The organism is Pedococcus sp. P2_E5 (genome assembly GCF_056403895.1).
In genome coordinates, this window is record NZ_JBFUEP010000022.1 from 51,464 (window position 1) to 65,544 (window position 14,081).

14 protein-coding genes are annotated in these 14,081 nt (G+C 69.3%); 5 read left to right on the forward strand and 9 right to left on the reverse strand.

The window, feature by feature from the left end; all coding sequences use genetic code 11:
* Positions 1 to 179: 179 nt before the first annotated feature.
* Entirely contained in the window at positions 180 to 983 is an 804-nt protein-coding gene (locus tag AC1DVZ_RS09355) for a dioxygenase family protein (protein ID WP_477617911.1), read from the forward strand.
* A gap of 15 nt (positions 984 to 998) precedes the next feature.
* Here AC1DVZ_RS09355 and AC1DVZ_RS09360 read toward each other — a convergent pair whose 3' ends face one another.
* The gene (locus AC1DVZ_RS09360; RefSeq protein ID WP_477617912.1) at positions 999 to 2,045 is read right to left on the reverse strand and encodes an NAD(P)-dependent alcohol dehydrogenase; all 1,047 of its coding nucleotides are present in this window, start codon (positions 2,043 to 2,045) and stop codon (positions 999 to 1,001) included.
* Between the two features lie 172 nt (positions 2,046 to 2,217).
* Between AC1DVZ_RS09360 and AC1DVZ_RS09365 the strand changes: the two genes are divergently transcribed.
* The 3 genes from AC1DVZ_RS09365 to AC1DVZ_RS09375 all read left to right on the forward strand — a co-directional run bounded on the left by AC1DVZ_RS09365 (position 2,218) and on the right by AC1DVZ_RS09375 (position 3,844).
* Positions 2,218 to 2,946, forward strand: coding sequence for a TetR/AcrR family transcriptional regulator (locus tag AC1DVZ_RS09365; protein ID WP_477617913.1), 729 nt, complete (start codon positions 2,218 to 2,220; stop codon positions 2,944 to 2,946).
* Positions 2,943 to 3,344 (forward strand): VOC family protein, encoded by a 402-nt coding sequence (locus tag AC1DVZ_RS09370; RefSeq protein WP_477617914.1) that lies wholly within the window; start codon positions 2,943 to 2,945, stop codon positions 3,342 to 3,344. The genes AC1DVZ_RS09365 and AC1DVZ_RS09370 overlap by 4 nt, the downstream gene beginning before the upstream one ends.
* Before the next feature lie 227 nt (positions 3,345 to 3,571).
* Positions 3,572 to 3,844: an MFS transporter gene (locus AC1DVZ_RS09375; RefSeq protein ID WP_477617915.1), complete on the forward strand. Its 273-nt coding sequence runs from the start codon at positions 3,572 to 3,574 to the stop codon at positions 3,842 to 3,844.
* Positions 3,845 to 4,042: 198 nt separating this feature from the next.
* Here AC1DVZ_RS09375 and AC1DVZ_RS09380 read toward each other — a convergent pair whose 3' ends face one another.
* A complete protein-coding gene (locus tag AC1DVZ_RS09380) occupies positions 4,043 to 4,366 on the reverse strand; it encodes a hypothetical protein (protein ID WP_477617916.1) in 324 nt (107 codons plus the stop codon).
* An 11-nt stretch (positions 4,367 to 4,377) separates the two neighbouring features.
* Positions 4,378 to 6,141, reverse strand: a complete 1,764-nt coding sequence (locus tag AC1DVZ_RS09385; RefSeq protein ID WP_477617917.1) for a sodium:solute symporter family protein — start codon at positions 6,139 to 6,141, stop codon at positions 4,378 to 4,380.
* 136 nt (positions 6,142 to 6,277) lie between these two features.
* Here AC1DVZ_RS09385 and AC1DVZ_RS09390 point away from each other — a divergent pair, with 136 nt between their 5' ends.
* Positions 6,278 to 6,709, forward strand: a complete 432-nt coding sequence (locus tag AC1DVZ_RS09390) for a DUF1801 domain-containing protein (RefSeq protein ID WP_477617918.1) — start codon at positions 6,278 to 6,280, stop codon at positions 6,707 to 6,709.
* Positions 6,710 to 6,726: 17 nt separating this feature from the next.
* On the opposite strand, the gene AC1DVZ_RS09395 is transcribed toward AC1DVZ_RS09390, so the two are convergent.
* The 6 genes from AC1DVZ_RS09395 to AC1DVZ_RS09420 form a co-directional block, all read right to left on the reverse strand.
* Complete coding sequence (locus tag AC1DVZ_RS09395) at positions 6,727 to 8,760, reverse strand: ABC transporter ATP-binding protein (protein ID WP_477617919.1); 2,034 nt, start codon at positions 8,758 to 8,760, stop codon at positions 6,727 to 6,729.
* On the reverse strand, positions 8,757 to 10,493 hold the full coding sequence (locus AC1DVZ_RS09400) for an ABC transporter ATP-binding protein (RefSeq protein WP_477617920.1): 1,737 nt from the start codon (positions 10,491 to 10,493) through the stop codon (positions 8,757 to 8,759). The genes AC1DVZ_RS09395 and AC1DVZ_RS09400 overlap by 4 nt, the downstream gene beginning before the upstream one ends.
* Positions 10,493 to 11,158: a TetR/AcrR family transcriptional regulator gene (locus tag AC1DVZ_RS09405; protein ID WP_477617921.1), complete on the reverse strand. Its 666-nt coding sequence runs from the start codon at positions 11,156 to 11,158 to the stop codon at positions 10,493 to 10,495. Before AC1DVZ_RS09405 ends, AC1DVZ_RS09400 begins: the two co-directional genes overlap by 1 nt.
* A gap of 174 nt (positions 11,159 to 11,332) precedes the next feature.
* Positions 11,333 to 12,832 (reverse strand): DUF7059 domain-containing protein, encoded by a 1,500-nt coding sequence (locus tag AC1DVZ_RS09410; RefSeq protein WP_477617922.1) that lies wholly within the window; start codon positions 12,830 to 12,832, stop codon positions 11,333 to 11,335.
* Entirely contained in the window at positions 12,829 to 13,542 is a 714-nt protein-coding gene (locus AC1DVZ_RS09415; protein WP_477617923.1) for an AIM24 family protein, read from the reverse strand. Before AC1DVZ_RS09415 ends, AC1DVZ_RS09410 begins: the two co-directional genes overlap by 4 nt.
* Positions 13,543 to 13,551: 9 nt before the next feature.
* Positions 13,552 to 14,028 (reverse strand): N-acetyltransferase family protein, encoded by a 477-nt coding sequence (locus AC1DVZ_RS09420; RefSeq protein WP_477617924.1) that lies wholly within the window; start codon positions 14,026 to 14,028, stop codon positions 13,552 to 13,554.
* Positions 14,029 to 14,081: the final 53 nt, after the last annotated feature.

Here is a 14,081-nt window from a genome sequence, read left to right on the forward strand (position 1 = left end):
TTCCTGACCCCATGTGCAGCGGATTCGTCGCTGCATGGACACGGCATCGCGGATGACGGTATCCGAGAGGGTCAAATTCGCCACGCCGCGTCCGCATTCCGCAAGGCGTCGGCTGGTCGTCGCTCAGTGTGGAACCGGAGTAGTTGAATGTTCAACCGTAGTCGTTGTATGCTCCTCCCATGAGCCCGTCCGTGACCGACACCCGCCAGCCGGTGCTGTACCTCAGCCACGGCGCGCCACCGCTGGCCGACGACCCGGTGTGGACCGACCAGCTCGCGACCTGGTCGACGCGGTTCGGCAAGCCGACCAACATCCTCATGGTCTCCGCCCACTGGGAGGAAGCGCCCCTCTCGCTGTCCGCCACCTCCGGCGACGTCCCCCTCGTGTACGACTTCTACGGCTTTCCGCGGCACTACTACGAGGTGACGTATGACGCGCCCGGTGCGCCACAGCTCGCGGCCGACGTCACCAGGCTGATGCACTCCGGCGACACACCGGTCCACCGCGACGAGACCCGCGGACTCGACCACGGTGCGTACGTCCCCCTCGTCGAGATGTACCCCGAGGCCGACATCCCCGTGCTGCAGATGTCGATGCCGACCCTCGACCCCCGGGCCCTGTTCGACCTCGGCCGCAAGCTCGCACCACTGCGAGACGAGGGCACGCTCATCGTCGGGTCCGGCTTCACCACCCACAACCTGCGCTGGTTCAACCCGGCCGCAGGTGCTGACGGCACCCCGCCCGCAGCTTCCGCCGAGTTCGACAACTGGGCCGCGGAGGCGCTCGAGCGCCAGGACGTCGACGCGATCCTCGACTTCATGAACAAGGCCCCCGCCGCGCGCGAGGCCCACCCCCGCACCGAGCACTGGGCACCGCTCTACGTCAGTCTCGGCGCGGCATACGAGTCGGGAAGCCTCGAGAACGAAAGCGTCATCGACGGCTTCTGGTTCGGCCTGAGCAAGCGGTCCTGGCAGTTCGCCTGACCCGATCCGACTCCCTCAGGGGATGACGACGGACTTTCCACGCGAGTGGAACTCGCCCTGGACCCGTAGTGCCTCTGCGGCATCGGCGAGCGCCCAGCGCCGGTCCATGACAGGGTTCAGCCGGCCATCGGCCACCAGGTCGATGAGGAACTCGAGGTCGGCCACGCTGCGGGAGGCCACCTTGAAGGCAGGCGCCCGCTGGCTGCCGAACGCGAAGTAGAACGGCACGCTGAGCATCCGCGGCAGGGGGCGCAGCCACTTCGACTTCGGCGAGGTCACCATGACGTAGGTCCCGTCGCGCACGAGCAGGCGTCGGCTGTCGCGCAGGCTCAGGCTGCCGGCGTTGTCGAAGAACAGGTCGAAAGTGTCGTCGAGCGAGCGCAGGTCCTCCTTCGTGTAGTCGATGACGCGGTCGGCACCGCCGCGTCGTGCCGCCTCGACGTTGTCGGTGCTGCACACCGCCGTCACGTGCGAGGCGCCCAGGGCCTTGGCCAGCTGGACGGCGAAGCTGCCCACCCCGCCGGACGCGCCGTTGACCAGGACCCGCTGCCCCGGGCGCAGGCCGCCCCAGTCGCGCAGGCCCTGCAGCGCGGTCTCGGCGGCGACCCCCACGGTGGCCGCCTGCTCGATCCCGACGCCCTCGGGGACCGGCACCATCCAGTCCGCCGGCGCCACCACGAACTCCGCGAGGCCGCCACCCGACACCTCGCCGAACACCCGGTCGCCGATGGCGAGTCGGGTCACGGTGGACCCGACGGCCTCCACCACTCCAGCGACGTCAGCGCCGGGCGTCTGCCGCTTCGGGCGGCGCAGCCCCAGCGTGGGGCGGGCGAACATCGGCAGCCCCGTGACGTAGTGCCAGTCGAGCGCGTTGACCGAGGCCGCGCCCACCCGCACGAGCACATCGTCGGCGCCGACGTCAGGCACGGGAACGGTCCGCACCGACACCACCTCCTCGGGCGGGCCGTAGCGCTCGTGCACGGCGGCCCGCATCGTCGTGGGTATGCCGCGCGCCGGGCTCGTGCGCGGCGCGGGCGGGCGGCTCTGGTCGAGGTCGGTCATGGCGGGCTCCTGGGTTCATCGGCTGGTGGGTCATGCCGTACTTACGGTGTAAATGTACGGTGTAAGTTAGACCTACGCCGTAAGTCTGTCAACGGCCGAGAGCTAGCATTCCTGACAACGACCCAGCCGTGGATCCCACGCCGGGACCCACCCCGCCCACCCGGAGACTGCCGTGACCGACACTGTCGAGAGCGCCACCCGCGACCCGGCGAAGGGCGCACCCCGCACGCCGCTCAGTCGTGAGCGCGTCATGCGTGCCGCGGTGGACGTGGCGGACACCGAGGGCATCGCGGCGGTCTCGATGCGCCGCATCGGGCAGGAGCTCGGCGTCGAGGCGATGTCGCTCTACAACCACGTGGCCGGCAAGGAGGCCCTGCTCGACGCGATGGTCGACCAGGTCGCCGCCGAGATCCTGGCCGCCGTCACGCTGCCCGATGCCCCGGATCCCGCCGAGGACTGGCGGGGCGCACTGCGGGCGCGAGCCCTCGCCGCCCGGGAGGTCATGCTGCGACACCGGTGGGCCCCCGGCGTCCTCGAGACCCGCACGACGATGAGCCTCGACATCGTCCGCTACTTCGACGGCGTGGTGGCGATCCTGCGGGCCGGCGGGTTCAGCAACGACCTGACGCACCACTCGCTGCACGCCCTCGGCAGCCGGGTCATCGGTTTCTCGCAGGAGCTGTTCGACCCCGGTGACGCCGCTGCGGGCGACGCCTCGGAGGAGCTGCTCGCGGCCATGGCGACGCAGATCCCGCACCTCGTGGCGATGCTCGGCGAGGTGGCGCACGACGACCCGGGCTCGACCCTGGGCTGGTGCGACGACCAGAGCGAGTTCGAGTTCGGGCTGGATGTCGTGCTCGACGGGCTGGAGCGCCGCCGGGCTTCTACCGTGGGCTCATGATCACAGCACTGCACACCCTCGTCTACGCCGAGGACCCCGACGCCGCTCGCGCCTTCTTCCGTGACGTCCTGCAGTTCCCGGCGACCGACACCGGGGGCGGGTGGCTCATCTTCGCCACTGGCCCGAGCGAGCTCGGGGTCCACCCCGCGACGTGGGAGCACGAAGGACGGTCCGGCGGCACGGACCAGCGGTTCGACCTGTCCCTCATCTGCGACGACGTCGCGGCCACCGTGGCGGAACTGCGTGGGCGCGGGGCCGAGTTCGAGGGCGAGGTCACCGAGCAGCAGTGGGGCTCGACGATCCAGCTCAGGGTGCCCGGCGCCGGGACGATGACGCTCTACCAGCCCACCTACGACCCGCCTGCTCTCGGACACCCCGACCTCGAGGCCATGTGGTGACGCACGGCCGGTTCGTCAGGCGAAGCCACGCGGTGACGCTGGCGTGAAGGACCTCCCGGGCTGGGTCCGGTGGCTCCTGGTCGGCCGGTTCGTCAACGCCCTGGGCTCGATGGCGTGGGTGTTCATCCCGCTCTACCTGGTCTCCGACCGCGGCCTGAGTGAGGGCGCCGCAGGATCGATCGCGGCCGTGTGGGGCCCTGGCTTCGCTCGCCTCGACCGTGGCCGTGGTGACCGCGGGCGAGATGCTCTACAAGCCGACCGCCAACGCCCACACCTCGGACCGGGCGCCCGAGGGCATGCACGGCCGCTACCAGAGCCTCTACGGCGCGGCCTCGATCGGTGGCACGGTCATCGCACCACCGCTCGCCGGAGCCCTCTTCGAGCTGATCCCACGGCTGATGTGGCTGTGCGGGGGTGCGCTGGGGGTCGCCGCCGCGGCGGTCCTCGCCTTCACCGGCAGCCAGGCCCTGCGTCGCCAACCGGTGCACGAGACCCGCTGACATTCCCCGACTTCTGGCCACAGGTGTGGCATGTGGGGGGGTCTCTGCGGTGGTCACGTGCGGCACCAGTGGCCAGAGGTGCGGGTATGCCGGGTGGTGACCACGCGGCATACCTCACCGAGGACGCGAAACGCCGCGTAGATCGGGCGCACACCCGCTGTCCGGCGGCGCGTCGTGTCCCCGGTCGCGTTGCAGGCGTCAGTGGCCGCCGGGACGTCGCCGCGGGGCCGGGCGGGTCGGGTCGTCCTCGACCGGCTCGACGTGGTCCGGCACGACGATCGGCTTGAGCCGTGCCCAGACGAGGAACACCGCGGCCGCGACGGCGAGCGCGAGCCCGGTCCACAGGTTGGCGTTGATCCCTCCGGTCTTGGCCTCTGCCGTGTCCAGGGCGAACCCGGCGAAGAGCAGGAGCACGCCGTAGATGCCCAGCAGGGCCCCGATGATGTTGCGGATGTCGAACGCGCCAGCGGTCTTCTTGGCCGGGGCACCCGGGGTGGACGGGTCGGACTTCTTGTCGGACATGACTACTCCTCTCAGAAGGCGAAGTTGAGTACGAGGACCATGACCAGGGCGATCCCGGCCAGCGGCAGGGTCCGCTGGAACCATGGCAACGAGGCCTCCTCGGGGTCGACGAGGTCCTCCCGGGGAGTCTCGGAGTAGACCAGCCCCTTGAGCTCGGAGGCGGGTTTCGGCTTGGTCACCAATGTCACGAGGACGCTGACGATGATGTCGACGACGAAGGCTGCCGAGGCGGCGACGAAGCTCGCGCCCTGACCATCCAGCGGGATCACGCCCCGGCTCGCCGAGCCGAACGCGTCCTCACTCAGGAAGGCCACCGTCACCGCCGACAGGGTGCCGCAGACGAGGCCCACCCAACCGGCCGTCGCGCTCATCCGTTTCCAGAACATGCCGAGGATGAAGGTCGCGAACAGCGGGGCGTTGAAGAAGCCGAAGAGCGTCTGCAGGTAGTCCATGACGTTGGAGAAGCTGCCGGCGATCGACGCGGTGAAGATCGCGATGACCGTCGCACCCACCGTGGCCAGCCGGCCGATCCGCAGGTAGTAGTCGTCACTGTGGTCCTTGCGGATGTAGCGCTGCCACAGGTCGTAGCTGAACACCGTGTTGAAGGCCGAGATGTTGGCCGCCATGCCCGCCATGAACGCCGCGAGCAGGCCCGCGATCGCCAGTCCCAGCAAGCCGTTCGGCAGGACGTCGCGCATCAGCAGCAGCAGCGCGTCGTTGTACTTCACACCCTCGCCGCTCGCTCCCCCAGGAGGGGTGCCGCCGTTCTTGAGATCCATGATCTCCTGCACCAGCACGGCGGCGACCATGCCCGGGAGGATGACGATGAAGGGCACGAACATCTTGGGGAAGGCGCCGATGATCGGGGTCTTGCGCGCCGCGGAGATCGACTTGGAGGCCATGGCGCGCTGGACCTCGACGAAGTTCGTCGTCCAGTAGCCGAAGGACAGCACGAAGCCGAGGCCGAAGACGATCCCTATGACGGACAGGAACCCGGAGTCGAAGCCCGACAAGGCCTGCCCCGGCCRGGACTCGAGCTGCTGGGCGGCCGGCGGGACCTTGGCGGCCCCGGGCGCAGCCTCCGCGAAGGCGGTGAGCTTGTCCTTGAGCCCGCCGTACCCGCCGACGCGGTGCAGCCCGATCAGGGTCAGCGGCAGGAGCGAGGCCACGATGACGAAGAACTGCAGGACCTCGTTGTAGATCGCCGCCGACAGACCGCCGAGGGTGATGTAGGACAGCACGATCAGCGCCGCGACGATCAGGGCGACCCACAGCGGCCAGCCGAGCAGGGCGTGCACGATCGAGCCGAGCAGGAACAGGTTCACGCCGGCGATGAGCAGCTGGGCGACGGCGAAGCTGATGGCGTTGACGAGGTGGGCCCCGGTGCCGAAACGCCGGAACATGAACTCCGGCACCGAGCGCACCTTGGAGCCGTAGTAGAAGGGCATCATCACGACGCCGAGGAAGAGCATGGCCGGGATCGCGCCCACCCAGAAGTAGTGCACCGTCGGGAGGCCGTACTTGGCGCCGTTGGCGGACATCCCCATGATCTCGACGGCGCCGAGGTTGGCGGAGATGAACGCCAGGCCCGTGACCCAGGCAGGAAGCGAGCGTCCCGACAGGAAGAAGTCGATGGAGTCCGACACCGAGCGCCGTGCGATGACACCGATTCCCAGGACGAACGCGAAGTAGATCGCCACCAGCGTGTAGTCGAGCCAGTTCGCGTTGATGAGGGTTTCAGCAGCCGGGACGGCGAGGGGGGCGAGGGAAGGCATCAGCGGCTCCTGGGCGGTGCGTCGACGGACGTCAGCCCAACCTAGGGCGTATGCCGCGAATCGGCACCCGGGCATGCGTCACCTTCACTCCGGGGCCGGTTCGCCACGTCCCGGCGTTGCTAGCATCGGGCTCGAGATGGACATCGCTGAGCAGGTCGAGGCGTACCTCGCGAGTCAACGCGAGCCCAAGCAGGCCGACCTCCGACAGCTGCACGCGCGCATGCTGGCGGAGTTTCCCTCGTGCAGGCTCTGGTTCACCGATGGCACCAACGACGACGGCAAGGTCGTCGCCAATCCCAACATCGGCTACGGCGGCTACACCATCCAGTACGCCGACGGCTCGTCGCGCGAGTTCTATCGGATCGGTCTCAGCGCCAACACGTCTGGCATCTCGGTCTACGTGCTCGGCCTCGACGACAAGACCTTCCTGAAGCGCACCTACGGCGCCTCGATCGGGAAGGCAAGCGTCACGGGCTACTGCATCCGGTTCAAACGCCTCGCAGACATCGACGTCGACGTCCTCGAGGCAGCCATCCGCCACGGCATGTCCCTCGACCAGACCGGCTGAGACGAACCGCCCCGGACTCAGACCTTGGCGCCGGCGAGGTCTGGTGCGGGGGCCTCCCCCGTGTCGACGTCGACGGCGGCGCCGCTGAACTGCGCGGCATACAGCTCCGCATAGGCGCCGCCCCGGGCGAGCAGGGAGTCGTGCGAACCCTGCTCGACGATCTGGCCGTCGCGCATCACGAGGATGACGTCGGCGTCGCGGATGGTGGACAGCCGGTGCGCGATGACAAAGCTCGTGCGATCGTGCCGCAGCGCCGACATCGCCTTCTGGACGAGCAGTTCCGTGCGCGTGTCGACCGAGCTGGTCGCCTCGTCGAGGATGAGCAGCGCCGGGTCGGACAGGAACGCACGGGCGATGGTGATGAGCTGCTTCTCGCCGGCGCTGATGTTCCCGCCCTCGGCGTCCAGCACGGTGTCGTAGCCGTCCGGGAAGGAGTGCACGAACCGGTCGACGTAGGTCGCCGTGGCCGCAGCCAGCACCTCCTCCTCGCTGGCACCCGGCCTGCCGTAGGCGATGTTCTCGCGGATCGTGCCGCCGAACAGCCAGGTGTCCTGCAGGACCATGCCGATCTCGCCACGCAGGTTGTGCCGGGTCAGGTCGGTGATGTCCACGCCGTCGAGGGTGATCCGACCGGAGTCGAGCTCGTAGAACCGCATGATGAGGTTGACGAGGGTGGTCTTGCCGGCTCCTGTCGGCCCGACGATGGCCACCGTCTGCCCCGGCTCGACGGTGAGGTCGAGGTGCTCGATGAGGGGGTTGGCCGGGTCGTAGGAGAACGACACGTCCTCGAACTGCACCCGCCCGTGCGGGTCGTCCAGGGTGGTCGGCTCCGCCGCGTCGGCCCGTTGCTCGGGAGCGTCGAGGACGTCGAAAACCCTTTCGGCAGAGGCAACTCCGGACTGGAGCAGGTTGGCCATCGACGCGACCTGGGTCAGTGGCTGGGTGAACTGACGTGAGTACTGGATGAAGGCCTGCACGTCACCCAGGCTCATCGACCCGCTCGCCACGCGGAGCCCACCGACCACGGCGATGACGACGTAGTTGAGGTTTCCGATGAACATCATCGTCGGCATGATGATGCCGCTGATGAACTGCGCGCCGAAGCCGGCGTCGAACAGGTCGTCGTTCTTGGTGCGGAAGGCAGCACGCACCTCGTCCTGCCGGCCGAAGACCTTGACCAGCTGGTGCCCGGTGAAAGTCTCCTCGACGATCGCGTTCAGCTCGCCGGTGCTCTTCCACTGCTGCACGAAGTGCTTCTGCGAACGCTTGCCGATCGTGGCCGTGACGTACATCGAGACGGGGATGGTGACGAGCGCGATGATCGCCAGCAGCGGCGAGATGTAGAGCATCATCCCGACCATCGCGACCACGGTGAGCAACGACGTCAACATCTGGCTCAGCGTCTGCTGCAGGCTCTGGGCCACGTTGTCGATGTCATTGGTGACGCGGCTCAGCAGCTCGCCACGCGGCTGCGCGTCGAAGTAGGGCAGCGGCAGCCGGTTGAGCTTGTCCTCCACGTCCCGTCGCAGGACGAAGATCGTGCGGTTGACGGCACCGGTGAGGATCCAGCCGCTCGCCCAGGACAGGACGCTCGCCACGGCATACAGGGCGAGCACGAACAGCAGCACCCGTCCCACCGCGCCGAAGTCGATCCCCGACCCGGGCACGAGGTGGGGCATCCGGGCGACCATGTCGGCGAACTTGTCGTCACCGCGTGCGCGCAGCGCCTCGACGACCTGGGCGCGGGTGGCGGTCGGTGGCAACGACTTCCCGACCACGCCCGCGAAGATGAGGTCGGTCGCCTTGCCAAGGATCTTGGGTCCCACGGCGTTCAGGGCGACGCTGCACACGGCCAGTGCCAACACGGCATACAGGGCTGCCCGCTCGGGTTGGAGCAGGGACAGCAGTCGCTTCGCCGAGGGGCCGAAGTTCCGCGACTTCTCCGACGGCAGGCCGATCGACATGGGCCCGCGCCGCTGGGCGGCGTTCGCCACCGGCCCGCGCCGCTGCTCGGCCGCCTTCTCCTCCTCGGTCTTCACACCTTCACTCATGCCGCCGCCTCCTCTGCACTGCGCTGCGACTCGACGATCTCGACGTACGTCGGGCAGGTCTCGAGCAGCTGGTCGTGCCGACCCGCGCCCACCACCAAGCCGTCGTCGAGGACGACGATGTGGTCGGCATCGATGATGGTCGAGACCCGTTGAGCCACCACGATCACCGCTGTATGCCGCGTGACGGGCTTGAGTGCCGACCGCAGCCTCGCGTCGGTGGACAGGTCGAGGGCGGAGAAGCTGTCGTCGAAGAGGAACACCTCGGGCCTGGAGACCAGCGCCCGCGCGATCGCCAGTCGTTGGCGCTGCCCACCCGAGACGTTGGTGCCGCCCTGGGAGATGGGCGCGTTCAGGCCCTCGGGCATGGCGCGGACGAAGTCCTCCGCCTGCGCGATGCGCAACGCCTCCCACAGCTCGTCGTCGGTGGCCTCGGAGTCGCCGTAGCGCAGGTTGGAGGCGACCGTCCCGGTGAAGAGGTAGGGCTTCTGGGGCACCAGCCCGATGCGGGACCACACGTCCTCGAGGGTCGCGTCCCGGACGTCGACCCCTCCGAGCAGGACGTGCCCGCCGGTGACGTCGTAGAGCCGGGGGATCAGCGACAGGAGCGTCGACTTGCCAGCGCCGGTACTCCCGATGATGGCGGTCGTGCGCCCTGGTTCGGCAGTCAATGAAACGCCTTGCAGGACAGGCACATCCGCGCCGGGGTAGCAGAACTCGACATCACGAAGCTCCACGCTCGTCCCGGTGCGGGGGATCGCCACCGGCCGCGCGGGCTGGACGACGGTCGAGTCGGTGTCGAGCACCTCCGCGATGCGACCGGCCGAGACTGTCGCTCGCGGGATCATCATCGACATGAAGGTGGCCATCATGACCGACATGAGGATCTGCATCAGATAGCTCATGAAGGCGGTCAGCTCGCCGATCTGCATCTGGCCGTTCTCGACGCGGTGCGACCCGAACCACAGGACGGCCACGGTCGAGGCGTTGAAGATCAGCATGACGATCGGGAAGACCAGCGCCATCAGGCGACCGACGGCGAGCGCCGTCCCCGTGTACTGCGTGTTGGCATCGGCGAACCGCGCCCGCTCGTGGTCCTCGCGGACGAAGGCCCGGACCACCCGGATTCCGGTGATCTGTTCGCGCAGCACGCGGTTCACCCAGTCGACCGACTCCTGCATGAGGCGGAAGTTCGGGATCATCTTGCGGATCACCAGGGCCACCGACAGGGCCAGCGCCGGCACGGCGACGGCGACCAGCCACGACAGCCCGACGTCCTCGCGCAGCGCCATGATGATGCCGCCGACCATCATGATCGGAGCCGACACCATCATCGCCGCACCCATGAAGACGACCGTCTGCACTTGCGTGACGTCGTTGGTGTTGCGGGAGATCAGCGTGGGGGCGCCGAACCTCGACACCTCCTGTGCGGAGAAGTCACCCACCCGCGCGAAGATCCCGGCGCGGAGGTCGCGCCCGAGGCCCGCCGCGGACTTCGCCCCGAGGTAGGTCGCGGCGACGGTGGCTACGATCTGCACCAGCGACACGGCGAGCATCCACCCGCCGGTCCTGACGATGTAGCCGGTGTCCCCCTTGGCGACGCCCTCGTCGATGATCCGGCCGTTGAGGCTGGGCAGGTAGAGCGACGCCATGGTCCCGACGAGCTGCAGCCCCACGAGGACTGCGACCAGGCCCTGGTAGGGCCTCAGGTAGTCACGAATGATCCGGATGAGCACTACTTCTTCCCCCTGGAGTCGGGCGGCGTGGTCGCGCTGGGCGAGGCGGTCGCGGCGGGCGACGCGGCCGCGGTGGTCGGGCGGGCCAGTGCGCCCTCGAGGACGACGTCGACGAGCTCGGCCGCGGTGGAGTCCTGGCCGTCGAGCATCGGGTGGACGCTGGAAAGCGTCAGCATGCGCAGGTACCCGATGAAGTTCTTGACCGGGATCCGCAGCAGCGCGACGTCGTCACCGATGAGGGCGGTGAACGCCTCGTCGAGCTCGGCGGTCCCCTCCTGGCGGCGGCGCAGCGCCTTGGCGTCCATCGGGCGGTGCAGCGGTTGGCCGGACGACTGCAGGACGCTCATCAGGGCGAAGATGCCCTGCAGATGGGTCTGCATCACGGTGACCGCGGCCGCGAGTCGTTCGCGTAGCGGCAGGTCGCGGTCCACGGCTGCCAGCTCGGCCTTCACGGCGGCCGTGTCGAACGCCTCGTGGACGCACGCGTGGATGATCTCGTCCTTGCTCTCGAACACCCGGAAGATCGTGCCCTCGGCGATGCCCGCCGCCTTGGCGATCTCGCGGGTGCTGATCCCCCGGCCCTTGTCCCGCAGCAGCGGGATAGTGGCAGAGATGATCGAGGCCCGGCGGTCGTCGGGGGCCATCGCGGGGGCGCGGGGTGACATGGTGTTCAGTATGAGTGAGTGAGCACTCACTCACAACTGTGTTTTCCACCTGCGCAAACACCCCCGGCCATGACGAATGTCCCGGTCCCCACTCACTCGAGACTCCCCGGTCGATGTAAACGCGCCGGGGATGCCCGGCGCGTTTACATCGAACCGGCAGGGGTGGGGCGAGGCTCAGACGAGCAGACCGTCGGCCACGAGCTCGCGCAGCAACGGGAGGCCCGATGCCCGCACCTCGCCCGCGTCGGAGCCGAGCAGCTCGGCAATGGCAGCAAGCGCCGCAGCCGCGGGCAGCGTCCCGTCGCATACGCTGACGAGCGCGGCCCCCACCGTGTCGAGCCGGACCGCCCGACGCAGGCCCCCACCCTGCCGCAGCAGGATCACCGACGGGTCCTCGGCACCCGGTCTGCCGTGTCGCTCCTCGGTCACGTCGTCGGCGCACCGCCACGCGACGGCCAGGACCTCGTCGTCGGTGTGCTCGGCCAGCCAGGTGCGGGCCCGCAGTCCCGACAGCACGTGCGGACCCATGGGGGCGGCCACCGGCCCGGTCGCCTCGGTCAGCTCGACGAAGGGCGTCCGCTCGTCCACCGGCCGCTGGAGCGTGATGACGCCGAAGCCGATCGCGCTCACACCGCGTGACGCGAAGTCGTCGAGCCACGCGGCATACATCGTCGCGAACTCGGTCGTCGCACTGTGGTGACCCCCGTCGCGCGACCAGGTCTCGGCGTACTCCGCCGGATCCTGCACATCGCGCTGGACGATCCAGGCGTCGAGTCCGGTGCCGGCCACCCAGCCGCGCACCCGGTCGCGCCAGTCGGCCTCACCGACGACCTCCCAGTTGCCGAGGAACTGCGCGACGCCACCGGGTTCGAGGTGCGCGCCGATCGAGCGCACGAGGTCGGCGACGAGTGCGTCGCCGGCCTGCCCGCCGTCGCGGTACTCGAACAACGGGACGTCGGGCGTCCTGGGCGTGATGACGAATGGCGGGTTGCTGACGATGAGCCCAAACCGTTGTCCTGCAACGGGATCCAGCATCGAACCCTCGGCGACTGCCCACGCGCACTCGTTGAGCAGGGCGTTGAACCGGGCGTAGTCCAACGCCCGGGTGGAGATGTCGGTGACCGTGATGTGCCTGGCGTGCGCGCCGAGGTGCAGCGCCTGCACACCGCAGCCCGTGCCGAGGTCGAGAGCCCGCTCGACGGCCGGCCGCGGGGTCCAGGACGCCAACGTCGTCGAGGCGCCACCGATCCCGAGCACGTGGTCCTCGCGCAGCGGTGCCCGGGTCTGCAGCTCGGTGAGGTCGGAGGCGATCCACCACGCGTGGTCGTCGTCGCCGTAGGGCCTCAGGTCGCAGGTCGCGACCACACCCGGCCCCTGCGGCTGCACGAGGCCGAGCGACGCCGCGCCGGCCAACCCCAGGCTGGGCAGGGCCGCAGCCGCCTCCTCGCTGTCGACGGCGTCCCCGAGGGCGAAGAGTCGCACCAGGGTCGCGAGCGGTGTGCCGACGTCGACCGTGACCCGCTGCGCGGGCAGCACCTGCTCACGGGCCAGGGCCGCTGCCGCGAGCGGTCCGAGCAGCTCGCCGACCGCCTCGACCGTGTATGCCGCGGCGACCAGGTCCGCCCGCAGGCGGGCGACGAGCTGGGCGTCGGCAAGCGGCGTGGGGGCGCTCATCCGTCGAGCAGACCGCCGAGGTTGAACCCGCCTCCACCGCCACCGCCCTGGGCCGCGGGCGGGGTCCACTCGCTCGGCTGGACGACGACGAAGCCGGGCCCCGAGAAGGCGTACTGGAACGCCTCGCCCGAACCACCCCGCAGCATCGAGCGCACGTTCATGCTCGACACGACCTGGGGCACGAGGTTGGCAGACCAGCCCACGCAGGCCTGCACGTCGACGTAGGTGGGCTGCTGGCTGCAGTCGAGGATCACCGGTTGCCCGACCGTGTGGATCGCGACCGTCCCGGTGCCGTGGAGGGTGGTGTTGAACAAGCCGCCGCTGAGCATGCCGGCACCCTGCACCCGCTTGATGTCCCACTCGATGCTGGAGTCGAAGGCCAGCAGGTTGCGCGCGTTGACCGAGAGCGCGTCGCCGGTGAGGTCGATGAGGAAGACGAAACCCGCCTCCGACGCGAAGAAGACGTCGCCCTCGCCGGAGACCCGCATCAACGAGACGTCCTCGCCGGTCACGACCTTCTTGAAGAGCTTGCCGACGCTGCCGGCCCTCTCGTGGTCGAAGCGGATCTGGCCCTGGTAGGACACCATCGCCCCCTTGACCGCCAGCACGTCACCCCCGAGATGGACCCGCAGCATCTGGGGGTTCTGCAGCGCGAACCGCTGCTGCGCCTGGACTTCGAGGTTGGCCTGGTCAAAGAGCGGACTCTGCATGGCCCCAGCCTAGGATGCGGGCTGGTCCGTCGACAGGCGATAGGCGTACCAGGTGTCGCGTTGAGCCCCCAGCCCGTCGTAGAGCCGTTGAGCGGTCTCGTTGTCCGGCGCGRTCTCCCACGCCAGCCAGCCCATCCCGCGGTCGGCCGCGAGCTGCCGACACGCCTCGATGAGTTCAGCACCCACGCCGCGACCACGCGCCTTCGCCGTGACGAACAGGTCCTCCATCACCGCGAGAGGCTGGGCGAGCGTGGTGTCCCAGCTCCAGAGCATCGTGGCGTGGCCGAGCGCCTCGCCCGAGCGGTCCCGGGCGATCAGCTGGGTGCCGCCCGCGCCCTCCTCGAGGAAGGCTGTGGCCATGGCGCGCAGGTCCGCGTCCGTCGGCTCGCTCTCGTAGAACGTGCAGTAGGCCCGCATCAGGGGCAGCAGGTCAGCCAGGTCGTCGGACGTGACCTGCGTGATGTGGAACGAACGCTCCGGGTCCATGGCGCGACCCTACGCGCGGTCACGAGCACCCGGCATACCGCCCGGACCTGCGC